This window comes from Nitrospira sp. NS4 (assembly GCF_049546785.1).
Classification (GTDB): Bacteria; Nitrospirota; Nitrospiria; order Nitrospirales; family Nitrospiraceae; genus Nitrospira_D.
Map to the genome: position 1 here is coordinate 418132 of NZ_JBMWAN010000003.1, position 25097 is coordinate 443228.

General features: G+C 59.4%; 21 protein-coding genes. 13 read left to right on the forward strand and 8 right to left on the reverse strand.

Features of this window, described 5'->3' with window-relative positions:
- Window positions 1–19: 19 nt before the first annotated feature.
- The 5 genes from ACO9S2_RS10700 to metK all read right to left on the reverse strand — a co-directional run bounded on the left by ACO9S2_RS10700 (window position 20) and on the right by metK (window position 4598).
- Entirely contained in the window at window positions 20–1222 is a 1203-nt protein-coding gene (locus ACO9S2_RS10700) for a hypothetical protein (RefSeq protein ID WP_423722051.1), read from the reverse strand.
- 172 nt (window positions 1223–1394) lie between these two features.
- A complete protein-coding gene (locus tag ACO9S2_RS10705; RefSeq protein ID WP_423722053.1) occupies window positions 1395–1598 on the reverse strand; it encodes a hypothetical protein in 204 nt (67 codons plus the stop codon).
- 3 nt (window positions 1599–1601) lie between these two features.
- On the reverse strand, window positions 1602–1859 hold the full coding sequence (locus ACO9S2_RS10710) for a hypothetical protein (RefSeq protein ID WP_423722055.1): 258 nt from the start codon (window positions 1857–1859) through the stop codon (window positions 1602–1604).
- A 213-nt stretch (window positions 1860–2072) separates the two neighbouring features.
- Window positions 2073–3329, reverse strand: a complete 1257-nt coding sequence (ahcY, locus tag ACO9S2_RS10715; protein WP_423722057.1) for an adenosylhomocysteinase — start codon at window positions 3327–3329, stop codon at window positions 2073–2075.
- A 120-nt stretch (window positions 3330–3449) separates the two neighbouring features.
- On the reverse strand, window positions 3450–4598 hold the full coding sequence (gene metK, locus ACO9S2_RS10720) for a methionine adenosyltransferase (protein ID WP_423722059.1): 1149 nt from the start codon (window positions 4596–4598) through the stop codon (window positions 3450–3452).
- Between the two features lie 370 nt (window positions 4599–4968).
- Here metK and resB point away from each other — a divergent pair, with 370 nt between their 5' ends.
- From resB to ACO9S2_RS10745, 5 genes are all read left to right on the forward strand, one after another.
- A complete protein-coding gene (resB, locus tag ACO9S2_RS10725) occupies window positions 4969–6405 on the forward strand; it encodes a cytochrome c biogenesis protein ResB (RefSeq protein WP_423722060.1) in 1437 nt (478 codons plus the stop codon).
- Between the two features lie 81 nt (window positions 6406–6486).
- Entirely contained in the window at window positions 6487–7401 is a 915-nt protein-coding gene (gene ccsB / locus ACO9S2_RS10730) for a c-type cytochrome biogenesis protein CcsB (protein ID WP_423722062.1), read from the forward strand.
- 145 nt (window positions 7402–7546) lie between these two features.
- Window positions 7547–8185: a redoxin domain-containing protein gene (locus ACO9S2_RS10735; RefSeq protein ID WP_423722064.1), complete on the forward strand. Its 639-nt coding sequence runs from the start codon at window positions 7547–7549 to the stop codon at window positions 8183–8185.
- The gene (locus ACO9S2_RS10740; RefSeq protein ID WP_423722065.1) at window positions 8182–8739 is read left to right on the forward strand and encodes a peroxiredoxin family protein; all 558 of its coding nucleotides are present in this window, start codon (window positions 8182–8184) and stop codon (window positions 8737–8739) included. Before ACO9S2_RS10735 ends, ACO9S2_RS10740 begins: the two co-directional genes overlap by 4 nt.
- Before the next feature lie 14 nt (window positions 8740–8753).
- A complete protein-coding gene (locus ACO9S2_RS10745) occupies window positions 8754–9488 on the forward strand; it encodes a cytochrome c biogenesis CcdA family protein (RefSeq protein WP_423722067.1) in 735 nt (244 codons plus the stop codon).
- A 99-nt stretch (window positions 9489–9587) separates the two neighbouring features.
- Here the strand turns inward: ACO9S2_RS10745 and ACO9S2_RS10750 are convergent, their stop codons facing one another.
- Window positions 9588–10472: an outer membrane protein assembly factor BamD gene (locus ACO9S2_RS10750; RefSeq protein WP_423722068.1), complete on the reverse strand. Its 885-nt coding sequence runs from the start codon at window positions 10470–10472 to the stop codon at window positions 9588–9590.
- Window positions 10473–10686: 214 nt separating this feature from the next.
- Between ACO9S2_RS10750 and ACO9S2_RS10755 the strand changes: the two genes are divergently transcribed.
- The 3 genes from ACO9S2_RS10755 to ACO9S2_RS10765 all read left to right on the forward strand — a co-directional run bounded on the left by ACO9S2_RS10755 (window position 10687) and on the right by ACO9S2_RS10765 (window position 13507).
- The gene (locus tag ACO9S2_RS10755; RefSeq protein WP_423722070.1) at window positions 10687–11679 is read left to right on the forward strand and encodes a 3-oxoacyl-ACP synthase III family protein; all 993 of its coding nucleotides are present in this window, start codon (window positions 10687–10689) and stop codon (window positions 11677–11679) included.
- Window positions 11680–11778: 99 nt separating this feature from the next.
- A complete protein-coding gene (locus ACO9S2_RS10760; RefSeq protein WP_423722072.1) occupies window positions 11779–12396 on the forward strand; it encodes a DUF47 domain-containing protein in 618 nt (205 codons plus the stop codon).
- A 118-nt stretch (window positions 12397–12514) separates the two neighbouring features.
- Complete coding sequence (locus ACO9S2_RS10765; protein ID WP_423722073.1) at window positions 12515–13507, forward strand: anion permease; 993 nt, start codon at window positions 12515–12517, stop codon at window positions 13505–13507.
- Here the strand turns inward: ACO9S2_RS10765 and pnpS are convergent.
- Window positions 13504–15324: a two-component system histidine kinase PnpS gene (gene pnpS / locus ACO9S2_RS10770; RefSeq protein ID WP_423722075.1), complete on the reverse strand. Its 1821-nt coding sequence runs from the start codon at window positions 15322–15324 to the stop codon at window positions 13504–13506. The genes ACO9S2_RS10765 and pnpS overlap by 4 nt on opposite strands.
- A gap of 111 nt (window positions 15325–15435) precedes the next feature.
- Window positions 15436–16134, reverse strand: coding sequence for a response regulator transcription factor (locus tag ACO9S2_RS10775; protein WP_423722077.1), 699 nt, complete (start codon window positions 16132–16134; stop codon window positions 15436–15438).
- A gap of 180 nt (window positions 16135–16314) precedes the next feature.
- On the opposite strand from ACO9S2_RS10775, the gene ispH reads away from it, so the two are divergent.
- The 5 genes from ispH to ACO9S2_RS10800 all read left to right on the forward strand — a co-directional run bounded on the left by ispH (window position 16315) and on the right by ACO9S2_RS10800 (window position 25097).
- A complete protein-coding gene (gene ispH / locus ACO9S2_RS10780) occupies window positions 16315–17280 on the forward strand; it encodes a 4-hydroxy-3-methylbut-2-enyl diphosphate reductase (RefSeq protein WP_423722079.1) in 966 nt (321 codons plus the stop codon).
- A 152-nt stretch (window positions 17281–17432) separates the two neighbouring features.
- Entirely contained in the window at window positions 17433–21122 is a 3690-nt protein-coding gene (gene smc / locus ACO9S2_RS10785; RefSeq protein WP_423722081.1) for a chromosome segregation protein SMC, read from the forward strand.
- A gap of 191 nt (window positions 21123–21313) precedes the next feature.
- Window positions 21314–23491, forward strand: coding sequence for a squalene--hopene cyclase (gene shc / locus ACO9S2_RS10790; protein ID WP_423722083.1), 2178 nt, complete (start codon window positions 21314–21316; stop codon window positions 23489–23491).
- The gene (locus tag ACO9S2_RS10795) at window positions 23488–24333 is read left to right on the forward strand and encodes a hypothetical protein (RefSeq protein WP_423722085.1); all 846 of its coding nucleotides are present in this window, start codon (window positions 23488–23490) and stop codon (window positions 24331–24333) included. The genes shc and ACO9S2_RS10795 overlap by 4 nt, the downstream gene beginning before the upstream one ends.
- Complete coding sequence (locus tag ACO9S2_RS10800) at window positions 24330–25097, forward strand: MlaE family ABC transporter permease (protein WP_423722086.1); 768 nt, start codon at window positions 24330–24332, stop codon at window positions 25095–25097. Before ACO9S2_RS10795 ends, ACO9S2_RS10800 begins: the two co-directional genes overlap by 4 nt.

Genomic DNA, 25097 nt, shown 5'->3' on the forward strand with positions numbered 1-25097 from the left:
CGTTCCCGGCAGCGCCGCGCTACTCGACGATCGCCTGCTTCGTTTCATCCAGATGCTTCTGCAGATACGTCATGAAGGGAGTGCCGCCAGTCCCGACGGCGGTCGGGTTGCTCGCATGGGCCTGGTGCTGGCGCTGGATATAACTGTCGGCATAGCCGATATGGATCTCGCGAAACTGCGCCAGCAGATCCACGCAGGTGCAATAGGCTACCCATAGATCCCGATGGCGGGCTTTCCGGTCGCGGACATAGCCGGAAAGCAACGGCCGGCCGAGATGATCGGTGGCATTTCCCAGGGCACCCAGGAGTGAACGGTGGCGGGGAGGCATGTACTCGCGCATCTCTTGCAGGTACACGGTCAAAGGATCCGGCGCATGGGCGATCCCGAGCCCGGCATCTAGACAGGGGACGATGGTGCTCTGCGCGCCGGTTTCACCTCTAAACTGCTGCGGCTGTCCGGCATAAGCGGTGACGCCCTCATACAGGAGGCCGTCGGGAAGTGCGGGACTGTTCTTCCAGCCGTGAATGTAGGGCCGTACCCGGTTGTAATACATATAGGGATCGCACCGTTCCTTCATGCGCAGTAGCGTGTCGCGCATCGCGGTTTGAGCGGCAGCGAGCGATTGAAGCCCGGTCAGTACCTCGCCCACTTTGTCGTTGGCCGCTCCCTTCATGGCCCGAAGCAGTCCTGCCAATCCAGGTCCTGCCTGGCGTTCGATCTGAACATGGACCACGACAAACCACTCTTCATCCAAGCCGCCGAGAAAATTCTGGAGCAGCACAATGTTGTCGAGTTGGACGGGCTTGGTAGAATCGAGCCGCCGCCAGTTGTCGAGTGCGTAAGAGGCGTAGGAGAGCACCGGAGGACGCCCAAGCTTATGGGCAACTTCGTGCCAGGGTTTTGCCAGTTGGGGTGGCAATTTGGTAGCAGGCAGGTCTGGGATCTCCCAGACATAGGCATGACCGGTGAACGACAAGATGCGCATCGCTGCCCGATAGTCCTGATCCTGCCACGTGGCAGGAATCGAGGAGAGTAGTTGCGGCTGCTCATCGATAAATTGCCGGACCATTCGAGCACTGAGCAACTTCGGCAGCTCGTGCCCAAGATGGTTCAGTGTGGCCGAGTCCGGAAGCTGTTCAAGCGGGTCTTGCGGGAGAAACCCCTGTTCAGGCGAAATGTCGTAATCGGAAAGCGAGGAGGGGAGGATTGTTGTCGATCGCATTGGAGCCTCCGGTGTTCATCACCTCCGCGCCCGTCTTCACTCTACTCTTCTGTAAGAATTTGATCCAATGAAGCCCGCTCGTTTGCGGTGGGCAGGCCGGCTGCTTCCTGATGTCTTCGCGGGCGACGAGGGAAAAGAGACTCGTGGCTGGATCCGGCGACTAAGTCTTGATTCATTCGCCCCCTCCGTGGCGCGAGATGGTAAAGACGCCAAAGACGATGATGACGGCTGCAGCAATCCCATACCAGGGCATGATAGCCCATGGATCGGTGTTCTTCACGTAGCTGACGATCCAGTGCCCGGCAAACACAAGGCCTAGCACGATCAGCGCGGCAACAACGAGACTCCCTTCTCGAGGTGGCTTCTCACCGGGCATTCGTCAGCTCTTTAGATTCCGCATCTTCGCTTGATAGTCCTGATCCCCCCATGGCTCAGGCATAGACTGGAGTAGTTGGCGCTGCTCGTCGATGAATCGCCCGACCCTTCGCGCACTGAGCTGTTTGGGCAGCTCGTATCCAAGCTGGTTCAGCGTGGCTGAATCCGGAAGATCTTCAAGCGGGCCCTGCGGGAGAAAGCCCTGTTCAGGAGAAATATCGTAATCGGAAAGGTCGAGGGGAGTGAAGGTCGTTGGTCTCATAGGAGACTCCGATCTGTAAGACCTCAGCGCCTGCCGTCACTCTACCATACCTGAGCTGAATCACGATCACTTATATGTGATCATTGTTCCCTGACTCTTACTGAGCCGGCTGTCTTGAAAGCTTGGTCGGGGAGGTTTGCAGAGAACAGAAAGGCCGCCTCAGTTGAGGCGGCCTTTCTTCTTCTCTCTTCGCAGGTGCTGTATGCGTGTGCTCTATGTGCCCATCTCCCAGCTTGCCAAATACTTCTCCTGCTCCTTCGTCAGCTTGTCGATGTTCACGCCCATGCCGGCGAGTTTGAGCCGCGAGATTTCTTTGTCGATCACAGCGGGAACCGGGTAGACCTTCTTCTCCAGCATCTTGTAATTCTTCACGATGTATTCCGCGCTGAGCGCCTGGTTGGCGAAACTCATATCCATGACGCTGGAAGGATGGCCTTCGGCGGTCGCGAGATTAACCAACCGGCCTTCGCCGAGGAGGCTCACGCGGTGGCCATTCTTCAGTGTGAACTGCTCGACGCCGGTGCGGACAACCTTCCGCTTCTTGCTCAGCTTTTCCAGCGCCGGAATGTCCAGTTCCACGTTGAAGTGACCGCTATTGCAGACGATGGCGCCGTCTTTCATCTTGGCGAAGTGCTCGCCACGGATGACTTTCAGGTTGCCGGTCACGGTCACGAAGAAATCGCCGATCGGAGCAGCTTGTTCCATGGGCATGACGCGGTAACCGTCCATGACGGCTTCGAGACCCTTCAACGGATCGACTTCGGTCACCACCACATCGGCGCCCATGCCCTTGGCTCTCATGGCAATGCCGCGTCCGCACCAGCCATAGCCGGCGACGACGACGACGGAACCGCAGACCAACCGGTTGGTCGCGCGGATGATGCCGTCCATGGTGGACTGGCCGGTGCCGTAGCGGTTGTCGAACATGTGCTTGGTATCGGCGTCGTTCACGGAGATGACCGGGAATTTGAGCACTTTCTTCTCGGCCATACTGCGGAGCCGGATGACGCCGGTCGTGGTTTCCTCGGTGCCGCCGATCACATTGCGCAACAACTCTTTGCGCTTGGAATGCAGATGCGAGACGACGTCGGCGCCGTCATCCATCGACAGGTGTGGCCGGTGGGCGATGGCCGACTCGATATGGCGGTAGTAGGTCGCGTTGTCCTCGCCCTTGATGGCGAAGGTCGGAATGCCCTCATGCTGGACGAGGGCGGCGGCCACGTCGTCCTGGGTGCTGAGGGGATTCGACGCGCAGAGGCGGACATCGGCTCCGCCAGCCTTCAGGGTCATGGCCAGATTGGCCGTTTCCGTGGTGACGTGGAGGCAGGCGGTGACCCGTACACCCTTCAGCGGCTGCTGCCGCTTGAATCGCGCGCGAATGAGGCGCAGCACCGGCATAGTGGCCTCGGCCCATTCGATTTTGAGTTTGCCCTGGTCGGCCAGCTTAATGTCTTTCACATCGTAATCCACGGAGCCCTCCTTAATCAGAAAGAAGGCCCAGGTTAAGGTCGAGGTTAAGTGTAAGACCCAACCTCATTCCTTAGCCTGAGCCGCAGTTTGCGTAACCTGAACCTTGGCCTCAGCCTGTCTTTACAGGCCGGCGTCCTTTTGCAACGCCTTCGCCTTGTCGGTCTTTTCCCAGGTGAACTCCGGTTCGTTCCGGCCGAAGTGTCCGTAGGCCGCGGTCTTGCGGAAGATCGGTCGGCGAAGCTTGAGGTGATCGATGATGCCGCGCGGGGTCAGCGGGAAATGCTTCCGCACGAGCTTGTCGAGGCTCTCCACGGCCATCTTCTCGGTGTTCTTGGTATCGACGAGCACAGAGACAGGGTCCGCCACGCCGATGGCATAGGCCAGCTGGACTTCGCATTTATCAGCGAGTCCGGCGGCGACGATGTTCTTGGCGATGTAGCGCGCCATATAGGAGGCCGAGCGGTCCACCTTTGTCGGGTCCTTGCCGGAAAATGCGCCGCCTCCATGGCTGCCATGGCCGCCGTAGGTATCGACGATGATCTTGCGCCCGGTGAGGCCGGTATCGCCCATGGGCCCGCCGACGACAAAGCGTCCGGTCGGGTTGATGTGATGCTTCACGCTGGCCGGATCGTAGAGTCCCTTCGGCATAACGGGCTTGATGACCTTTTCCATGATGTCGCGTTCGATCTGCTTGTTCGTGACATCGGGGCTGTGCTGGGTGGAGACGACGATGGTGTCGATGCGAACCGGTTTGCCGTTCTTATATTCGACCGTGACCTGGGATTTGCCGTCCGGGCGCACCCAGCCGAGAATTTTCTTTTTCCGCACTTCCGCCAGTCGCTTGGTCAGGCGATGGGCCAGGACGATCGGCATCGGCATCAATTCCGTGGTTTCATTGGTGGCGTAGCCGAACATCAGGCCCTGGTCGCCGGCGCCGCCGGAATCCACGCCCATGGCGATGTCGCTGGATTGCTGGTGAATGGCGGTCAGGACTGAGCAGGTGTGGGAATCGAATCCCCAGGACGCGTCGTTATAGCCGACATCCTTGATGACATCGCGGATAATATCAGGAATTTCGACGTAGGCTTTGGTGGAGATTTCTCCGGCAACGAAGGCGATTCCGGTGGTAAGGATGGTTTCGCAGGCGACGCGAGAATACTTATCTTTTGCTAGAATCGCATCCAGGATCCCGTCGGAAATCTGGTCGGCAATTTTGTCGGGGTGTCCTTCGGTCACTGATTCGGACGTAAATAGGTAATTGTTTCTCATTGCCCCCTCTAGATTCTGGTTGTCGAAATCCGTCCGTGGTATCGGCTCAGGTGTGCTGGTTGCCGGGTGACGGGTCCTTCTCGTATAACCGTCGAATTTTAACGGAGATGGCCATCTTTGTCTATCTCTTCCATAGGAAGGGGGATTCCTCTCCGCACTGGCCAGGCTTGCTTGACACTCAAGGAAACCCACTTGTAAGATGACCAAATTTTCGCGGACTTAGGAATACCTCAGCAATACACGCACCCCCGCAGCGACAACGCGAGGCGGAGACCGATCAGCGATGAAGCCCAGGGCTTCACGGGCATGGCAGGCGCTGAACCTTCTTCGCGCAAGGACGCGATCGTTGGGGGAGAAACATACATCCAACATGAATGGTCAATCTGATGCCGTTCCCACGGAACCAGCCGCTCCACGCCCGTCGACTCCCGGCTTAGGCTGGGACGAATTCTCTCGCGAGTTAGTCGACTTTTTTGCGTCGGTCAAGCTCGCGATTTTTCTCTTCCTCTTTATCGCCATTACCGCCACGATCGGGACTGTGATCCAGCAAGGTGAGCGGGCCGAGGTCTATATCCAGGAATACGGGGAGAACGCCTACCGGTGGTTTCTCCGGCTCGGGTTCACCGACGTCTATCACACCTGGTGGTTTACCAGCCTGCTCGGTCTCTTGTGCGTCAATTCCCTGACCTGCTTCTACAAGCGGTTCCCCTCCGTCTGGCGGTCGATGAAACAGGACAAGGTGGGCGTCACGATGGCGTTCATCAAGAACCTGAAGCAGCAGGCGGAGATTCCCGTCGAGAATACTAAGGAGTCCGTCGCCCAGAGCCTGGTGCAGCATTTCGTCTCGAAGGGCTATCGGGTCCTGGCCAAGAACGAGCCGGGCGAGGTCACGGTCTATGCGACCAAAGGCGTGATGGGGCGGGTCGGCGCCCATATGGCCCATCTCAGCGCGACGGTCATCGTGCTGGGCGGGCTGTTAGGCAGCTATTACGGATTCCAGGAATTCGGCGTCTGTCTCGAAGGCCAGACGTACCACATCCCCCGGGGCAACTTCGATCTGAAGGTCGACAAATTTTGGATCGACTATCACGAGAACGGCTCGGTCAAATCCTACAACAGCACATTGACGGTGTTGGAGGGCGGGCAGGCGAAGGCCACCAAGACCATTACCGTGAACGATCCGCTGGTCTACAACGGCATTTGGTTTTATCAATCCAGTTATGGTGATGCCTGGGATCAGGTGGAGGTCGCCCGCATCAACATCAAGGAGAAGGAAACCGACAAGGTCCTGAAGACGATCGACCTCGAATGGCAGAAGGAGCAGGCGCTGGCCGATCTCAAGCTGAAGCTCTCGATTACCGATTTCGTGGCGGACTTCGCCTTCAATTCCACCGAGAAAAAAGTCTATTCCAAGACCATCGAGCACGCCAATCCGGCGGTGAAGCTCGTCATCAACGAGGGGGATTCCGTGCAGGCGACCCCCTGGCTTTTCCAGCAGTTCCCGGACCTCTTTGAAATCAAGGATTCCAAGTACCAGTTCGAGTTGGTCGGGTATAAGCCGAGAAAGTTCACCGGATTGCAGATCGCCAAAAATCCGGGGATCAATGTTGTCTGGACCGGGTGCACGATGATTGTCGTGGGGATTACCCTCTCCTCATTCATCTTCCATCGGCGCATCTGGGCGAAGATCGTGCCTGCGCCGACCGGAGTCACGGTGCACATCGGCGGGACGACCCATAAGAGCCAGATCGATTTCAACAAGGAGTTCAGGAAGCTGACGGAGAAGATTCAAACGTTCAAGGCGTGAGCGAGTGGCGGCTGAGGCCCATGCTTGGGTATGATAGGCAGGCGCAGGCGGCTGCGCGGACGATAGACGGAGGACGTGATCATGATGCGATCGTTGTTCTTGTTCGATATGACCTTTTGGCTCTACCTGGCAGCGCTCGTGCTGTATATCGGCTATCTGTTTGCGCGCCGTCCGGCCATGGCGTTGGCCCCGGCCGGGCATCCCAGCGACGACTTCGACGAGCGCGACGGCGCCTGGGCGACTCAGCTCGGTCAGGTGGCCACGCTTGTGACGGTCTTTGGATGGATGGTGAATACCGGGGCGCTGCTGACCCGTGCCTTCGAGCGCATGGAACATTCAGGAACCTTCGCGCCCTGGTCGAATCAGTTCGAAGCGATGGCCTATGTTTCCTGGGCGATCATCCTCGGGTACGTGCTGCTGGAACTGCGCTACAAGATCAAGGCGATCGGGGCCTTTGTCGTCGGCATCGGGTTCATCGCGATGGGGGCCGCGTCGCTGCTGCCCTATCGGTATCAGACGGCCGAGCCGCTGGTCCCGGCCCTCAACAGCTACTGGATTTACATTCATGTGTCGGTGACGTTAACGAGCTACGCGGCCTTTGCCATGGCCGGCGGGCTCGGGCTGATGTATCTTTTCAAGGAACGGGCGGAGAAACAAGGAAAGACGACCGGGTTCTATGCCGCATTTCCGGACCTCGAAACGATCGATGAGCTGGGCTACAAGGCCATCACCATCGGGTTTCCCCTGCTAGCCTTCGGGATTATTCTCGGCGCCATGTGGGCGAATTACGCCTGGGGCGGCTACTGGAGCTGGGATCCCAAGGAAACCTGGTCGCTGATCGTCTGGCTGATTTATGGCGCCTATATTCACGCGCGGATGACGCGCGGGTGGGAAGGCCGAAAAGCGGCGATCTATGCCGTATTTGGATTCTTGATGGTTATTTTCTGTTTCTGGGGCGTGAATTTCTTGCTCTCCGGCTTGCACGCCTACGCCTAGCGTCAAGCTGAAAATGGCTTCCAGCTGCGTTCTCAGTCATGTGAACGCCTCAACGTACTGGGAGTACGCCTCGGCCTTCACATGCTTTGCGGCCTTGCCGGAAGACCAATTTGAGCATGACGCAAGGTGTTAAGGAGGATTAGGTTTGGCTGATCAGGCAACTTCTTCTCAAACCGCTGCCCAAGAACGACCGAAGGGCGGTTCGCGTGCGGTGATTCTTATCGCCGGGGCGATTGTGCTGGCTGCCACCTTCGTTATCGTGTGGCTGCAAAGCTCCAAGTATGAGCCGCTCGTCGTCGGCAAGGAAGCGCCGGATTTTGCGCTCACCGATCTGAACGAAAAGCCCTACCGTCTGTCGGACTTTCGAGGGAAAGTCGTCTTCTTGAATTTCTGGGCCACCTGGTGCGCACCCTGCCGCGAAGAAATGCCTTCGATGGAGGTGCTCAATAAGAATTTCGAGAAAGACGGTCTCGTGATTCTGGCGGTGAGCATCGATCGCGTTACGACGGCCAAAGACATTCCTCCGTTTGTGAAGGGCCTCAATTTGACGTTTCCCGTGCTGCTTGATTCTTGGGGGAAGACGGACAAGCCCTATAAGCGGATGGGGGTGCCCGAGACCTTCATTATCGACCAGCAGGGCATCATTCGAGAAATTGTTATCGGACCGAAAGATTGGACGAGAGTTGACAATCTCAAGACGCTCACGACCTTGCTCAATGTCACGCCAAAGACGGCGCAAGGAAGCAGTGGGGCTGTACCGGGCTCCAATGGGGGCGGTCTATGAAACGGCTGCTGGCGATCATCGTTATTATCGGAACCAGCGCGCTGGAGTTTACGAGTCTATCGCTGGCCTCCGCGCTTGAATTGATCGGGGCGCGCCCGGAACCTATCGCCGAGCGCGGGATTGTGAAGGTGGGGGACGAAGCGCCGAACTTTCAATTGCGGGATCTCAACGGTAACGTCGTATCCCTCTCGCAGTTGCGGGGGAAGGTGGTGTTGCTGAACTTCTGGGCGACCTGGTGCGGACCCTGCCGGATCGAGATGCCGGCCATGGAGCAGTTGTACCGCAGTTATTCCCGCAAAGACTTTGAGATTCTCGCCGTCTCCACCGACGCGCAAGGGGCGGCGGTCACCAGGCCATTTCAGCAGGAAATGGGCTTCACGTTTCCCATTTTACATGATGCCGAGTATCGTGTCGGTTTGATGTACGGGGCGCGGACATTGCCGATGACGTTCATGGTGGACCGCAAGGGAATCGTCAGGCAGAAGGTGCCGGGAGCCAGAAATTGGGATGCTCCTGAGGCGCGCGAGCTGGTTCAGGCCATGCTGAAATTTTAACGATGCTGCAATCGATGCCACAGATTTCTCTCGTGGCCGCATTTTCGGCGGGACTGTTGTCGTTCGTCTCGCCCTGCGTGCTGCCCCTGGTGCCCTCCTACATTTCCTATATTACCGGCTTGTCGGTGGAGCAACTCACCGATGCCGGCGAGCGCAGCAAATTCAAGACCGCCATCGTGGTGAATGCGCTGCTGTTCATCGCAGGGTTCTCGTCCGTGTTCATCGCGTTCGGCGCGTCGGCCAGTTTTATCGGACAGATGCTGATCACGTACCAGGATCATATCCGCCGCATCGGCGGCATTATGATTATTGTGTTCGGTCTCTATCTGTTGGGCATCTTGAACCTGAACTTTTTGAAGATGGAGCACCGGTATCAGTTTCGCAATCGCCCTGCCGGGTATCTGGGATCGTTCCTGATCGGGGTGGCATTCGCGGCCGGATGGACGCCCTGTGTCGGGCCGGTACTGGGGACGATTCTGCTGTACGCCAGCACAACAGACTCTCTCCTGAACGGCATTGTGCTCCTGGCCTGCTACTCGCTTGGTCTCGGCCTGCCCTTGTTTATCACCGCCTTGGGTGTCGATCGCTTCCTGGCCTATTTTAAGGAAGTGCGGGCCTATCTCTGGGGCGTATCGACGGTGAGCGGGGTTTTCTTGATCGTGGTCGGCATCATGATCTACGCCAACTCGTTGACGCTCATCACGAGCTTCCTTGAGCAGCACGGGATCGGCTGGACCTTAGGACAATGAAGAGCTCTCGGCTCTTCACTGTCAACTCGTCAGGCAAGTCTTTCTGACACAGGTTTTTCCGCGCTCAGCAGGCAATTCTTCGCACTCGTTGCCAGCCGGTTAGCACCAGGCGCCGAGGCGGCAGGTTGTGAAGGCCTGACCGAGCGCGTTTGCCGAGGGGAGTCGCAGCCCGCCTAGTCCGGAAGCAGCATCGGAGGTATCGGGGAGCGAGTTCCCGTTTCCGGATGGGGCAGAGGGAGTGGCATTGAAGAGAGCCGGCGCGCCGGGGTCCTTGGCGGCTACCGTGCCAGATTTTGTTCCGCCGATCTTTGCCAGGAGTATGCGCCCTTCTTTGGCCACTTTGCTGTCGGGATATTTCTCAGCCAGCATGATCAGATAGTCGGCGGCCCAATCATCGGCGCCCATCTCATGATAGCTCATCGCCAGGAAGTAGAGGGCGTCGGGTGCAACCGGCTTGTCGGGATAGATCTTTAAAATCTGCTCGAATCGATGGGCGGCGGCGAGATAGGACTCGCGGCGATAATAGAACTGGCCGACAAGCAGATGGGTCTGGGCGAGCCAATCGTGACATTCCTGGATCTTTTGCTGCGCCTGGAGGTCATAACGGCTGCCGGGGAAATCCTTCCGCATGCGCTCCAATGCGGTGATCGCTTTCTGCAACGGTTCAGGGTCCCGATCGATGGACTTGGCCATCTTGAAGTGGGTTTCGCCGATTCGAAAAGCCGCATATGGCGCAAGGATGTGTGCTTTATGGAGATCGAGGAAGTGGTTATATTCCACCAGGGCTTCGGCGTATTCCTCCTTTTCGAAGAAGGCTTCGCCGCGCTTCATGATGACATTCGGGTCATAATTCTTCTCTGTCCCGAAGGCATCCCCCATAAAAATCTGCTCGTCCGTCCCCCCGATGGGCTTCTTAGCCGCAGTCTTTTCTTTCGAGGTGCTGGAACAGGCTGATATCATGAGAGAAATACAGATAACGCCCATCGCCAGCAGGCCTATGGAACGCCCGCTGTGTGAGCAGTGCCGAGGAGGGTGAGCTTGAGAGGATACCATCACTACGTAAGTTCATAGCAAGAGCTGCGGTGAAAAGCAATGCCGGAGGCTCATTGGTTGACCCGCCTCCAGATGCCCCCTATAATCCCGCCGCCATGAATAGTGTAGACGGTAGGGTCCGGTTTCGTGCCACTGGTTTAATTAGATGAAAAGTCTGAGAGTTATCGGCACCGGCAGCAGTCTTCCAGAACGGGTGGTGGGAAATAGTGAGGTGGCCGCCCCCCTGGGGATTTCTGCTGAACAGATCGAGCGTCTCACGGGGATTCGGGAGCGGCGCTGGGCGGCCGAGGGGCAGGCCTCTTCCGATCTCGCGCTCGATGCCAGCCGCAAGGCGCTGGATGCAGCCGGCTGCCAGGCGTCCTCGGTAGATGCGGTGATTCTCTCCACAACATCCCCTGACATGGCGTTCCCTTCGACCGCTTGTTTTGTCCAGCGGGGGCTTGGTTGCCGGGGAGTCGGCGCGTTTGATGTGTCTGCCTCCTGTTCCGGTTTTCTCTACGGGCTGTCGATGGCCGACGCCATGGTTCGAAGCGGGCAGGTTACGACCTGCCTGGTCGTGGCAGCCGAGGTGAAATCAAGATTCCTGGACCCGGCAGATGAAGCGACCGCGGTCTTATTCGGGGATGGGGCCGGTGCGGTAGTGGTACGGGGAGAGGATGATGGAACGGCGAAGCGCCGTGGTCTGCTGGGTATCCGGCTGCATGCGGATGGATCGAAGCATGACCTGATCCGTGTGCCTGCCGGTGGGTCGCGACGGCCTGCATCGGCAGAGACGGTGTTGAAGAATGAGCATGTGTTGCGGATGCGCGGAGCCTCGCTCTTTCGCATCGCGGTGCGCCGGGTCGAGCAGGCAGTGCAGGACATTCTGAAAGAATTCGGTATCGGGATCGAAGAGATCGGGCAGGTCGTGTTGCATCAGGCGAACGGGCGGATTCTGTCGCAGGTGGCGGGCCGGTTAGGGGTGCCTGCGGAACGGCTTACGTCGGTGATCGAGCGGTACGGCAACACCTCGTCCGCCTCCTTGCCGATCGCTATGGATGCCGCGGTGCGTGACGGCAAGATTGTCTCAGGCGATCTGGTGCTGCTGGGCAGCTTCGGGGGCGGCCTGACTTGGGCAACGGGCCTGGTACGATGGTAGCCGACGATGACGTATAGCCGGGTAATGCGTTCGTAACAATGTTCGCATATTTCGCATATACAGAGGGCGCCAGTTCACCTTTCAGGAGCGCGGATGGCCATGTTTAGTCTTATTCCTAAAGAAGAAGCCTTTTTCGAACTGTTCAAGAAGGCGGCCCACAACATGATCGAAGGGAGCCGCTTGCTTAAGGACATGGTGGAGCAATTTCACGATCCCGCCGCCATGGCTCGAAAGATCAAGGATGTCGAGCATGTGGGGGACGGCATTACCCACGACATTGCGACGCGCCTCAACCAGACCTTCATCACGCCGATCGATCGCGAGGACATTCACGACCTGGCCAGCGCGCTGGACGACATTCTCGATGCGGTTGAGGCCGTTGCCGACCGGTTCGTGATTTATAAAATCACCAAGCCGACGGAGTCGGCGATCCGGCTCGCGGATATTCTCTATCACGCCTCCGTGGCGGTCGGTGAGGCGGTCGATCGCGTCGGGATGTCGCATGCGCAGATCAACGAATGCAGCGTGCGGGTGAATAGTCTGGAGAATGAAGCCGACCGGGTGTCGCGCGATGCGATTTCCGGTTTGTTCGAAAAGGAAACCGACCCGATCGCCGTCATCAAGTGGAAGGAAATCTACGAAACCTTCGAGGCGGGAACCGATCGCTGCGAAGACGTGGCGAATATTCTTGAACGTATCGTGCTCAAGCACAACTAATTTGTGAGGTGGGCGAAGGGTGTGAGGCAAGGGGCGAGAGGCTGCCGGACTCATCTGGCGGTGCTCCTCGATTCAGGCCCCTCCCCTCGCCGCGCGCTTCTTACCACGAGCCTAAATTATGCCTGATCTGACCGGATTATTACTGTTGACTGTCGTGCTGGCGCTCTTGTTCGACTTTTCGAATGGATGGCACGACTGCGCCAATGCGGTGGCGACGGTGGTGTCTACCCGGGTGCTCAGTCCGCTCGCCGCGGTGATTCTGGCGGGCGTCCTGAATGTGGCGGGGGCGTTTTTCTCCACCGCGGTGGCGAAAATGATCGGCGGCGGGATTGTCTTTCATGAGGCGATCACCAGCGCCGTCGTGGCGGCGGCGTTGGCCGGCGCGATTCTCTGGAATCTGGTGACGCTGCTTCTGGGATTGCCGACCAGCTCGTCTCATGCGTTGATCGGGGGGCTCGTCGGTTCGGCGGTGGCCCATGGGGGCTGGGCGGTGGTGCAATTCAAAGGGCTGCGCGCGATTCTGGAGGCGATGGTGCTGTCGCCTCTGTTCGGGTTCGGGATCGGGTTTCTGGTCATGATCGCCATCAGCTGGATGTTCTTTCGTGTCCATCGGGGCGTCGCGACGAAGACGTTCAGCCGGCTCCAGCTGCTCTCGGCCAGCTTTATGGCCTTCAGCCATGGATCCAACGATGCGCAGAAGGCGATGGGGATTATCACGTTGGCGCTGGTCTCGTCCGGCCAGATCACGTCATCCGATGTGCCGACGTGGGTGATCGTGTCCTGCGCGTTGGCCATGGGGTTGGGCACGATGGTCGGCGGGTGGCGCATCATGCGCACCCTTGGGATGCGGATCGTAAAGCTGGAACCGGTGCATGGATTTGCGGCGGAGACGGGGGCGGCCAGCGTCCTGCTCTTCACCGCGCACTTCGGGCTGCCGGTCAGCACGACCCACACCATCACCTCGTCGATTCTGGGCGTTGGCGCCACCAGGCGCTTGTCGGCGGTGCGGTGGGGCGTGACGACCAAGATTCTCTCCGCCTGGCTCTTTACGCTCCCCGGCGCCGGGTTGCTGGGGGCGCTCGTCTACGGGCTGCTCACTTTCCTGAATTAAGCCGACCCGCGGGGTTTCCTGACCGGCAATCGGACGACGAAGCGGCTGCCTTGCGGCTGGTTGCCCTCGACCCACACCTGGCCTCCATGTCCCTCCACGATATGCTTCACAATGGCGAGGCCGAGTCCGGTTCCCCCTAATTCCCGCGAACGGGCCTTATCAACGCGGTAAAACCGCTCGAACACGCGCGGGCGGTCTTGTTCCGGGATGCCCATTCCCGTATCGGCGACGGTGAGCTCAATGGTGGGATTGAGCGACGTATCGGCCAGCTCCTGAGCGGCGACGGTGATGGTGCCTTTCTCGGGGGTGTACTTCACGGCATTGTCGAGCAGATTCGTTAAGACCTGCACGAGCCGGCCTTCGTCCCCGGCGATGGGGGGTAACCGGTCGCTGACGCGGGAGATGAGCTGATGGCCCTTCTTGTCGGCCATGGGTTTGATCATCGACAGGGTGCGCTCGATGAGATTGCGGAGATCCAGGGGTTCCTCCCTGAACGACACGCTGCCGGACTCGATTTTCGACAGCTCCAGGAGGTCTTCCAGAATGAGGTTCAACCGGTCGCTTTGCTTCAGAATGATGGAGAGAAAGTTGACGGCCGTTTCCGGGTCGTCCTTGCCGCCGTCCAAGAGCGCTTCAACGTAGCCTTTGATGGACGTGAGCGGCGTCCGCAGTTCATGCGAGACGTTCGCGACAAAGTCCTTCCTGATTTTTTCGAGCCGGCGCAGTTCGGTGATGTCGTGGAAGACGAGCACGGCGCAGGCTTCGTTCTCGCGTTCTCCTCCGGCGACGGAGGCTTCGATGTGCAGGCACCGGCCTGTGGGGGCCAGCACGATTTCATCTTCATGGTTCGCCCGAGTGCGAAGGATGGCGGCGACCAGATCGATCAATCGGCGATGGCGGAACACTTCCGCGCAGGGACGGCCCCGGGCTTCTGTCCGCGACACCCCGAACATCCGTTCGAGCGCCGGGTTCACTTGCAGGACATGACCCCGGTAGTCCAGCACCATGACGCCTTCGACCATGGAGGTCAGCATGGCAAGCAGTTGGGCGCGATCTTCGGAGAGTTCGTCGATTTTGGCGCGAAGCTGGTCCGTCATCCGATTGAGTGCGTCGCCGAGCTGTCCGACTTCGTCGCGGGAATGCGTCTTGATGCGGATCGTGGAATCCCCGGTGGCGAGCCGGCTGGCCACACCGGCCATATCGGAGAGCGGCTTCGTGATGCTGCGGGCCATCCAGACACTGAGGAGGACGGCCATGAGAAAGGCGGCGCCGAGGGCGATGGCGAGATTGCGCTGGAGCTTCGCGGTTTCCTGCTCGAGCATGGTCATCGGAAGCCCGAGGCGCAGAAAGACCGGCTTCCCCTCATGACGAGGGCCCATGGCGATCGCGCGATACATGGTGCGTTCGCCGGTGGTACGGCTGGCGCGAATGTCCTTGCCCTGTCCTGTGGCGAGCGCTTGCTGGATTTCCGGGCGGGACAGGTGCTTCTCCACCGCCGATAAGTCGGCGTCGGCGACGGCGCTGTCGGCGAGGACGGTGCCGTCCGCTGCGACGAGGGTGATACGGGCCGCGGATCTGGTTCCTAGGTCGCGGACAATCTCTTGGATCTGCCGGGGTAGAGGGGTGTCCGGCGGCGAGGGAAACACGGGTTTGAGCCCGTACTCCACCAGTTTGGTTCTGGCGTCGAGCATCTCGCTCAGCTGCGAGGCTTCTTGTTGTTCGAGTGCCTGGATGGCCAGCATGCCCGCCACGGCCAGTCCGCAGGTGACGGCCAGGAGACTACCGAGTGTGACTTTCCAGCGGATGGAGAGGGTCATGGTCGGCGTGATGAGTGATGGGTGATCGGTGATGAGAAAAAGACAGTCGACAAGAATTGCGGCCTGTTTCTGATCGTAGGGCCCCGCTCATCGCGCGTCACTGATCACCCCTCACAGGTCTTTCAGTTTGTAGCCCAGGGATTTCACCGACACGATGGCCTCATCCAAGAGGGGGAGTTTCTGCTTGAGCCGCCGGATATGAACATCGACTGTCCTGGTCGTGCCATAGTATTCATAACCCCAGACGGCATTCAGCAGGACTTCTCTTGTCAGGACTCGCCCGGGGTTTCGCAGAAGGTGTTCCAATAGTCCGAATTCCTTGGCCGTCAACGGAATTTCCTCTCCTTTGACGGTCAGTTCGTGACGAGTGAGGTCCATCACGAGGTCTCCGTAGACGTAGCGGGGCTGGCCTTGCTCGGGTTTTCGTTCGAGCCGCCGAAACAGGGCCTTCACCCGGGCGACAAGCGTTTTGGGGCTGAAGGGTTTGGTGACGTAGTCGTCAGCCCCGAGTTCCAGGCCGATGATGGTGTCCGACTCTTCCGCTTTGGCGGTGAGCATGATGATGGGGAGCATGGCTGTTTCCGGCGCCGATCGGAGCCGCTTGCAGACTTCAAGTCCGTCGATTTCCGGCAGCATCAGGTCGAGCACCACCAGATCCGGTTTTTCGGCTCGCACCTGCTTGAGCCCTTCCGACCCGGTCGATGCGGTGACGGTGCGATAGCCTTCTTTGTCGAGGTAGAGCTTGACGAGCTGGAGGATATCCTTCTCGTCCTCGACGATGAGGATTTTCTTGGCCGATGAGGTGCTCATGGTAGCGGCCCCAGCCTACGGAGGAGGGGGCAGGCTGTCAAGCCGTCTCCGTGCGGACAGACAGAGGGGCCGAGAGGGCAAATCTGTTGACGGCCTTGGACGATCTGACGTAAGGTGAACCGTCCAAATCGAGTCGCGGGGGCGGGCGACCCCTCCGCCAAGCGTGAAGGAGAACAGCCGATGCTGAAGATATATCTTGCGAATCCTCGGGGGTTTTGCGCAGGGGTTGATCGGGCGATTGATATCGTCGATCTCTCGCTCAAGAAGTACGGGGCGCCCATTTATGTCCGGCATGAAATTGTCCACAGCCGTCACGTGGTGAACTCGCTCCGGCAAAAAGGGGCGGTGTTTGTGGAGGAGTTGAGCGAAGTGCCCGAGGGGTCTGTGGTGATCTTCAGCGCCCATGGTGTGGCCAAGTCCGTCTGGGAGGAGGCCAATCAGCGTCGGTTGCACGTGATCGACGCGACCTGCCCGTTGGTCATCAAGGTTCATAACGAAGTGAACCGGGACTATACTCAGGGCTATGAATTGATCCTGATCGGCCACGCCGGCCACCCGGAAGTGATCGGCACGTTGGGGCAGATCCCCGACAAGTTCCATTTGGTGTCGTCGGTTGAGGATGTTGAAAAGCTCGAGGTGGATAACACCATCAACCTGTCCTATGTCACGCAGACAACGCTGAGCGTGGATGAGTGCCGCGACATTGTCGGCGCGCTCCACAAGCGGTTTCCGAGCATCAAAGGTCCGCATCAGGAAGACATCTGTTATGCGACGCAAAACCGTCAGAATGCGGTGAAGGAGTTGTCCCGGCTGGTCGATGTCATTCTGGTCATCGGCTCGCCGAACAGTTCCAATTCCAACCGCCTGCGCGAGTTGGGCGAGCAATGCGGGATTCCGTCCTACCTGATCGACTCGGCCAGTGACATCAACCCGGACTGGTTGAAGAACGCAAAGGCGGTCGGCATCGCCGCCGGCGCGTCTGCGCCTGAAGTCCTGGTCACGGAAGTGGTGGCCTTTCTGAGAAGCTCAGGTCCCTCTGAGCTGGAAGAGCTCACAGTGATCGAAGAAGACGTGGAATTCCTCCTGCCGAAAGAACTGGTCCAGATCGATTCTTCCAGCAAGCCCGCAGCCACCATTGCCGGCTAATCTGTAAATCCAGCAACGCCATATATCTAGTAGGGGGTCAACTGGCTCCCTACTACCAGCAGTATTTTGGTTTTGATTTCCTCGGTCCCCTATGTTACAAGGGCCGAGCGTTCGCGGGAGTCTTTTTCACTGGCTCAACGAAGGGTGAATCGATGTATCTGAAATCGCTGGACATGCTGGGTTTCAAGTCCTTTGCCGAGTCGAGGATCACGTTCCCCGAGGGGGTCACGGCGATTGTCGGACCCAATGGAAGCGGAAAGAGTAATGTCGTCGACGCCATTCTCTGGGTGCTCGGCGAGCAAAGCACCAAGACCCTGCGAAGCGAAAAAATGGAAGACGTAATTTTCAACGGGACCGAGGTGCGGAAACCGTTGGGGATGGCGGAGGTGTCGCTGATTATCGGCGGGCTCGATCAAACCGCGCTCAAGTTTGAGAGCGGGGCGGGATTGCCGAATCAGTTGACCGAGTTTCAAGAGTTGATGATTACCCGCCGCTTGTATCGCAACGGCGACAGCGAATATCTGATCAATAAGACCGCGTGCCGGCTCAAGGACATTCGCAGTGTGCTGATGGACACCAGGGCCGGCAGCAAAGGGCATACGGTCATTGCGCAGGGGCAGATCGATCAGATCCTGAACGCCTCGCCTCAAGATCGGCGTGAGTTGATCGAGGAAACAGCCGGAATTGTCCGTTACAAGAAGCAGAAGGCCGAGGCGCTTCGCAAGCTCGACGCCACGCAGCAGAATCTCCTCCGGGTGCGCGACATCATTGCCGAAGTGAAGAAGCAGCTGAATTCGCTCGAACGGCAGGCGCGCCAGGCCCGTACCTATCAGACGTTGCAGCAGGAAGCCCGGGGGGTGGAGATCGAATTGCTTACCCGAGAATTCAGAGCCTTGCGCAACGGGCTGCATGAGGTTGAAGCCGAGGTGGTGTCTCTCGATCAGCAGGAATCGGAAACGGCCGCTGAACAAGCGCGCTCGACGACCGATTTGGAGCAGTCCCGGCTGCAGGCGATTACGACCAGCGAAGCGATTGGCAAGATCCGTGAAGAATTGTCGGGGGTCGAGCATCAGCAGGCACAGGCATTGACGGCCGCCGAGGTCGCGCGGAATCGGAGCCAGCTGTTCGATCAGCAGCAACAACAGGAAGCCGGCGAACTGGAGGATTTGGCGCGGGCGCAGGGGGATCTGGCCCAGTCGCTCGGGGGTCTTGAGGCATCGCTGGCGGCGATCGAGCGGGAATTGGCGGAGCGGGAATCGACGTTTGCCGAACTTGATCGTGAGATGGAGCGGTTGCTGGAGCAGCGGGCTGCGGCCGTCGCGGAAGAAGAGCGCGGGCGTCTCGATATCCTGCAACTGGCCGTGCAGGTGGCGAACACCGAGCAGACGGCGGTGCAGTTGACGATTCGGATGAAGGAAGTGACGGAGCGGGGCGCTCGCCTCTCCGCGGAGCAGGACGAGTTGCAGGGGCAGCGGGCCACGGCCGTGACCCGGCATGAAGCGTTGCGCCAGGAGTATGGCGAAGCGGGTCGAATGGTCGTGAGCATTCGCGCTCAGCAGGAGGCGGTGCAAGGAGAATCCGCTCGAGTGGCGGAAGAGCTGCAGGCGCTTGATGTTCAGATTCTCCATCGATCGGAGGAACTGGCCGGAGTCGATTCGCGCCTCCAGGCTTTGCAGGGCGTGGTCCTTGAAGAAATGGGGTATGGACGGGCGGGAAGCGACGAGACCACCGCGCTGAAGTCGTGCGATGGAGTTCGCGATGCCATCGCTGAATGGCTGGTGATTCCACCTGGGATGGATCGCGCGGTGGAGTCGATCTTGGGCGAGCGGGTACACGGGTGGTTCGTCGATGAGCCCTCGGTCGCTCAGCGCGCCATCGGTTTTCTGCAGGAGAAAGCCCTTGGGCGCGGGACATTTATTCCCCAGCAGCCCCGCTGGGAGAGTGCAGGGATTGGAACCCGGTCATGGTGGTCCGCATTGGCGGGTCAGCCCGGCGTGGTCGGTCGCGCGGTGGACCTGGTTCAGACGGATGCGTCCCGGGTCGCGGCCAGGGATTGTCTCTTCGATCGCGTCGTCATTGTCGAGTCGCTGGAGCATGCCGTTCGTTTGTGGGGGCAACAACTCTGGACGGGGCAGGACGGACCCATCCTGGTGACGCTGGCGGGCGAAGTGATGGATGCCTCCGGCGTGATCAGCGGCGGGCATGTCGGCGACGGCCAGGGATTATTGGAACGGCGGCGGGAAGTGGTCAGTTTGGAAGCCAGGCGCGCCGAGTTCACGACCTTGTTGGAGCAAGAGAAGCAGCGCCGGATTGAGTTGCAGGCGTTGGCGCAGGAGCTTGGCCACCAGGCCAGACAGCTGGCCGACTCGTTGCGGGATACGGAGATGCAGGATCTCTCGCTGAGAAAAGACGAAGAAAAGTTGCGGCAATTTCTCGCCGATCTCGATGTGAAGCTAACGGGGATCGAGGCTGAGATTCAAAAAGGGCTTGCCGACCGGCAGCGGTTTGAAGAAGAGGCTCGTTCGGCCGAGGCTCAGCTGGAACAGGTGGCGAACGAAAAGGCGAATCGGGAAGCCGGCCTTCTCACGGTAAGGGAACGGCTGGCGGCCATCGATCAGGAAGGCCGTGCGTTCCAGGAACGGGTGACGGAAGCGCGCCTGCTGTCCGAGGGGCTGCGGGCGAAACGGGGACATGAGCAGGCGAACCGGACGCGCGTGATGCAGCAGCAGGTGGAAACCGAACAGCGCCGGCAGTCTCTGGCGGATCACCTTGAGGGGCTGGTTCAGGCCATTCAGGAAAACCGTGAAGAACAGGCCCGCCAGGAGGCATTGTGCCAGGAGTTTGGCCTTGTTGCCAGCCGCATCAAGGCGGATCTGGTCACGGCACAAGAACAGCAGGCGCAGGATGTGGCGTCGAGCCAGGCGCTTGAGGCGAGGCTGGATGAGATCCGTCGCAGGATGTCGTCGGTGCGGGATGCACGGATGGCCGTCGAAGTCAGGCGGGCTGAATTGCGAACCCAGCTGAGCACGGTCGAGAGCACCCTGTCCGGCACGTATCAGCTCGACCCCGCGACGCTGACCCGCGAGGTTCCGGCGAGCGCCGAGCCTTCGGAGTCGGGAGAGGACACGGTCCGGCCCAATCCGCTGGCCCAGTCGCCCGATGCCGAATTGAAAGAGCAGCTTCAGAAGTTGCGCGACCGCCTCGATCGGATGGGGCCGATCAATCTGGCGGCGATCAGCGAGCACCAGGAGTTGGATCAGCGCTATACCTTCCTCTCCACGCAGGAGCAGGACTTGTCCAATTCCATCAGCTCGCTGAAAGAAATCATTCAACGGATCAATCGCACGACGAAAGACATGTTTGCGATGACCTTCGCGGAGCTGCAACAGAAGTTTACCGAGGTCTTCGGTCAGTTCTTCCCCGGCGGGCGGGCTGAATTGCAGCTGGTCGAGGAGCCGGTGGGGGAAAACGGAGAAAGTGACGGGCGCCAGGAACCGGGCGTTGAAATTGTCGCCCAACCGCCAGGTAAGCGGCTCAAGAGCATTACGATGCTGTCCGGCGGAGAAAAGACTCTGACCGCCATGGCCCTCCTGTTCGCGAGTTTTTTGATCCGGCCGACACCGTTCTGCCTGCTGGACGAAATCGATGCGCCGCTCGATGAAGAAAACATCGGGCGCTTTACCAGTGTGTTGAGAACCATGGCGCAGAGCGCGCAGTTCCTTGTTATCACGCACAACAAGCGTACCATGTCGATCGCCGATTCCTTATTCGGGGTGACGATGGAGGAGCCGGGGGTGTCGAAAATCGTATCGGTGAGGCTCGGCGACTTGCAGCCGGCCTAAGCCGGTCGTAACGCGCGAATATTCAAGAGGACTTTCATCCTTCTTCATCCTCCTTCTCTTGACTCATCTAGAGGCGTCTGTTATAAGCCCAGCGATGGGCTGCTCGCCAAGCAGTGTGGTGCTGACGATGCCGTGAGTGTGCCGTGCACCCTTCCGTCTCTCCGTCCATCTCATAGGTTCACTAGAAATCGATGAAGCTTTTTCGCACACTGTTTTCCCGACTTTCTGACAGTTTCCTCGCCAATATTCCAGGGAAATTCACCCCGGCGGCAGAGCCTGCGACCGCGCCTCCGCTTCGGCTGGTTTCTGACAAGGCCGCATCCCTGTCCTCCGTCGATTCGGCATCGCGCCGGTCCCAGAGCCATGCGGTGAGTCAGCCGGACGCCATTGACGATGCGATCCGCCGAAGCCAGGCCTGGTTTCTCTCGAAGCAGGATCCCGTCGAGGGCTATTGGGTCGCGGAACTGGAGGCCGATACGACGCTGACTTCGGAGTATGTGATGCTCCGGCGGTTTCTCGATTGTGTGGATCCTGTCCGCCAGGAACAGGCCGTCCGGTACCTGAGGTCGATGCAGCTCCCGGATGGCGGCTGGCCGATTTACTATGGCGGACCGGCTGAAATCAGCGCATCGGTGAAGGCCTACTTTGCGCTCAAGTTAAGCGGAGTCCCGGCATCGGAGCCGTTCATGTTGCGGGCCCGCGACCGCATCCTCGCGATGGGCGGCGTGGTGCAGGCGAACGTCTTTACGAAAATCGCGCTGGCGTTGTTCGATCAGTATGACTGGGAAGGTGTCCCCCACATGCCGGTCGAACTCATGCTGCTGCCGAAGCGATTCTATTTTAGCATTTACGCGATCTCCTATTGGTCCCGCGCGGTGTTGATTCCCCTGCTGATCGTGTTTGCCCATCAACCGGTCTGCCGCATCCCGAATGAGCAGGGCATCGATGAGCTCTATACCGTTCCGCGGGCGCAAGTGCGTTTCTGGAAATATCCGCCCTTCAACAAGGATCAAGACTGGTTCACGCCGCATAACCTGTTCGTCATGCTGGACGTGGTACTGAAGCTCTATGACCGGATGCCGCTTATGTGGCTGCGTGAGAAAGCCCTCCATAAGGCGGCGACCTGGATGCTGGAGCATTTAAAAGGCAGCGGCGGACTGGGCGCGATCTACCCCGCGATGGCGAACTCGGTCATGGCGCTGCGCTGCCTGGGCTATGAGATGGACGATCCCCTGGTGCAGAAAGCCCTCCGGGAAATCGAGGAGCTTGAGGTGTATGAGACCGCGACGGTCGATGGCCAGCGGGTGTCCACGCTCCACCTGCAACCCTGTTTTTCGCCGATCTGGGACACGGCGCTGCTGACGAATGCGTTGATCGAGGCGGGCATGCCGCAGGATCATCCTGCGCTGGTCAAGGCCGGGGCCTATCTCATGTCCCGACAGACCAAGACGGTCGGCGACTGGACGATTTCCTCTTCTCATACCGAACCGGGCGGGTGGTACTTCCAGTTTGAAAACGAATTGTATCCGGACGTCGATGACTCCGCCGTGGTGCTGATGGCGTTGTCCAAGCTGAAGATGCCGCAGCCGGCCGAGCAGCGGGAATCGATTCGTCGGGGAATGCAGTGGGTTCTGGCGATGCAGAGTTCCGACGGGGGGTGGGGTGCGTACGACAAGGACAACAACCGCGTCGTCTTCAACTATATCCCGTTCGCCGATCATAAGGCGTTGTTAGATCCGAGTACGGCGGATCTCGCCGGGCGCTGTTTGGAAATGCTGGCGGCGCTGGGCTACGATCGGACTCATCCGGCCGTGCAACCCGCACTGGCGTTTTTGAAAAGAGATCAGGAAGAGGACGGCAGCTGGTTTGGCCGGTGGGGGGTCAATTACATCTATGGCACCTGGTCGGTTCTCGCCGGGCTCCGGGCGATCGGCGAAGACCTATCTGCCCCCTATATTCGCCGGGCCGTGTCCTGGCTGGAATCAAAGCAGAATCCCGATGGGGGCTGGGGAGAATCCTGCCTGTCCTATGCAGAGGCTGCGCATAGCGGGAAAGGGGAGAGCACGCCGTCGCAAACCGCCTGGGCGTTGATGGCCTTGATGTCGGCCGGCGTCACGGATTCGTTCAGCGTCGCGCGGGGGATCCAATTTCTCCTGCGACATCAACTCAAGGATGGATCATGGGAAGAAGTGGCCCACACCGGCACCGGTTTCCCGCGGGTCTTCTATCTCCGTTATCACTGGTACTGCCAATACTTCCCGTTATGGGCGCTCGCGATGTACCGCAACCTTCGATCCCGGGGCCGCATGCGGGCAGAAGAAGTCCGCCAGCAAGTGGAATCGGCCGGGTCCTATCGGTTTGATCGTTGACGGACACGCACCCTTCGTCCGCCCGTGCTCCCCTAGGTTCCGGCTCGACCCCATGCACGCGTATTGCCATCTTTGTTGCAACTGTCTGGGAGTTTGCCGCGGTGCGAGCCGCGTTGCCTGGCGGCAGGGCCGAGCGATGTCTCGGCAAGCCGGTGTATGTCGCCACGGTGGGTTCCGGGGAATGCTGGGTGGTGCAAACCGGTGTGGGGTTAAAGAAGGCCGGCGCAAGCGCGCGCGCGTTGTTTCAGAAGCAGACATTTGCGCTGAGCCTTTCGGCCGGGTTTGCCTGCGCCTTGACGGCCGCGGAGATCGGCGATGTCCTGACGGGGACGGAAGTGGCCGTCGTCGATGCCGGAAGCCCTGGGCCGCTGGAGTATTGTGATGTCGCGGGGCCGTCACGGGACCGTTTCTATGCAGTCCTGGGCGGGATCCGTCCGGCCTTCCGCTGTATCACCGGCCGATTTGTTTCAATCGACCGCATTGTGGGGCGGGCTTCCGACAAGGAGGCGTTGGCTCAACGCACCGGGGCTATCGGGCTGGATATGGAGAGTGCGGCGTTGGCGCGCGAATCCGCCGCAGTGCAGATTCCCTTTGTGATCGTGCGGACCGTATCGGATCTGCTCGAAGAGGATCTTCCTCTTGACTTCAATTTGTTTCTCAGGCCCACTGGGTGGCTCAAAGGGGTCGCTGCAGTATTGGCAAATCCCATGAGCCTGATGGGCCTGGCGAGGCTTCGACGACAAAGCGCGGCGGCCGCGCACAGTCTGACACGTGCGTTGGGCACCTCGATCGAGACGTTTTTCGCGGAGAGGCCGGATCTACACGGACAGACAATGCGATGACGATTCTGCGCTACATCGGACGACCGGTGCTGACATCTGTGCGGGAAATGGGCCGTATGCTCATCTTTCTGCTGTCCTCATTCGGCTGGCTCGCACGCCCGCCGCTGCGCCCGGCACAATTCGTCAAACAGTTGCACTTCATCGGCTATAAATCGACGTTTGTCGTCGTGCTGACGGCCGGGTTTACCGGCATGGTGCTGGCGCTGCAGGGCTATTACACGTTGCGGAAATTTGGCTCCGAAGGGTTGCTCGGATCTGCCGTGGCCTTGAGCATGATTCGCGAACTCGGGCCGGTGCTGGCCGCGCTCATGGTGACGGCTCGGGCCGGGTCGGCCATGACGGCCGAAATCGGCATCATGCGGATTACCGAGCAGATCGACGCGCTCGATACGATGGCCATCAATCCGCTTCAATATCTCATCGCTCCCAAGCTGGTCGCGGGCTTGATCGGGGTGCCGCTCTTGGTGGCGATTTTCGACGTCGTCGGGATTTATGGAGGCTACATCGTTGGTGTCGACCTGCTGGGAGTCAATGCGGGATCGTACTGGAACTCGATCGAGTCGGCGGTCGAGTGGAAAGATGTGTACGGCGGCATTCTCAAATCGATCAGCTTCGGCCTGATCGTCAGCTGGGTCTGTTGTTTCAAGGGGTTCTACACCCGCATGAGCGCCGAGGGCCTGGGAACGGCCACGACGGAAGCGGTTGTCCTGTCGTCCGTGCTGATTCTGGTGTGGGACTATTTCCTGACGTCGGTGTTGCTGTAA

What these genes read in the sequence shown, in the direction of transcription:
- metK (WP_423722059.1), bottom strand. Translation starts at nt 4,598, where the DNA reads ATGAGAAACAATTACCTATTTACGTCCGAATCAGTGACCGAAGGACAC.
- ACO9S2_RS10760 (WP_423722072.1), top strand. Translation starts at nt 11,779, where the DNA reads ATGTTTAGTCTTATTCCTAAAGAAGAAGCCTTTTTCGAACTGTTCAAG.
- ACO9S2_RS10765 (WP_423722073.1), top strand. Translation starts at nt 12,515, where the DNA reads ATGCCTGATCTGACCGGATTATTACTGTTGACTGTCGTGCTGGCGCTC.
- ccsB (WP_423722062.1), top strand. Translation starts at nt 6,487, where the DNA reads ATGATGCGATCGTTGTTCTTGTTCGATATGACCTTTTGGCTCTACCTG.
- ACO9S2_RS10755 (WP_423722070.1), top strand. Translation starts at nt 10,687, where the DNA reads ATGAAAAGTCTGAGAGTTATCGGCACCGGCAGCAGTCTTCCAGAACGG.
- ispH (WP_423722079.1), top strand. Translation starts at nt 16,315, where the DNA reads ATGCTGAAGATATATCTTGCGAATCCTCGGGGGTTTTGCGCAGGGGTT.
- ACO9S2_RS10800 (WP_423722086.1), top strand. Translation starts at nt 24,330, where the DNA reads ATGACGATTCTGCGCTACATCGGACGACCGGTGCTGACATCTGTGCGG.
- ACO9S2_RS10700 (WP_423722051.1), bottom strand. Translation starts at nt 1,222, where the DNA reads ATGCGATCGACAACAATCCTCCCCTCCTCGCTTTCCGATTACGACATT.
- ACO9S2_RS10745 (WP_423722067.1), top strand. Translation starts at nt 8,754, where the DNA reads ATGCCACAGATTTCTCTCGTGGCCGCATTTTCGGCGGGACTGTTGTCG.
- resB (WP_423722060.1), top strand. Translation starts at nt 4,969, where the DNA reads ATGAATGGTCAATCTGATGCCGTTCCCACGGAACCAGCCGCTCCACGC.
- ACO9S2_RS10705 (WP_423722053.1), bottom strand. Translation starts at nt 1,598, where the DNA reads ATGCCCGGTGAGAAGCCACCTCGAGAAGGGAGTCTCGTTGTTGCCGCG.
- ACO9S2_RS10775 (WP_423722077.1), bottom strand. Translation starts at nt 16,134, where the DNA reads ATGAGCACCTCATCGGCCAAGAAAATCCTCATCGTCGAGGACGAGAAG.
- ACO9S2_RS10740 (WP_423722065.1), top strand. Translation starts at nt 8,182, where the DNA reads ATGAAACGGCTGCTGGCGATCATCGTTATTATCGGAACCAGCGCGCTG.
- pnpS (WP_423722075.1), bottom strand. Translation starts at nt 15,324, where the DNA reads ATGACCCTCTCCATCCGCTGGAAAGTCACACTCGGTAGTCTCCTGGCC.
- smc (WP_423722081.1), top strand. Translation starts at nt 17,433, where the DNA reads ATGTATCTGAAATCGCTGGACATGCTGGGTTTCAAGTCCTTTGCCGAG.
- shc (WP_423722083.1), top strand. Translation starts at nt 21,314, where the DNA reads ATGAAGCTTTTTCGCACACTGTTTTCCCGACTTTCTGACAGTTTCCTC.
- ACO9S2_RS10750 (WP_423722068.1), bottom strand. Translation starts at nt 10,472, where the DNA reads ATGGGCGTTATCTGTATTTCTCTCATGATATCAGCCTGTTCCAGCACC.
- ACO9S2_RS10710 (WP_423722055.1), bottom strand. Translation starts at nt 1,859, where the DNA reads ATGAGACCAACGACCTTCACTCCCCTCGACCTTTCCGATTACGATATT.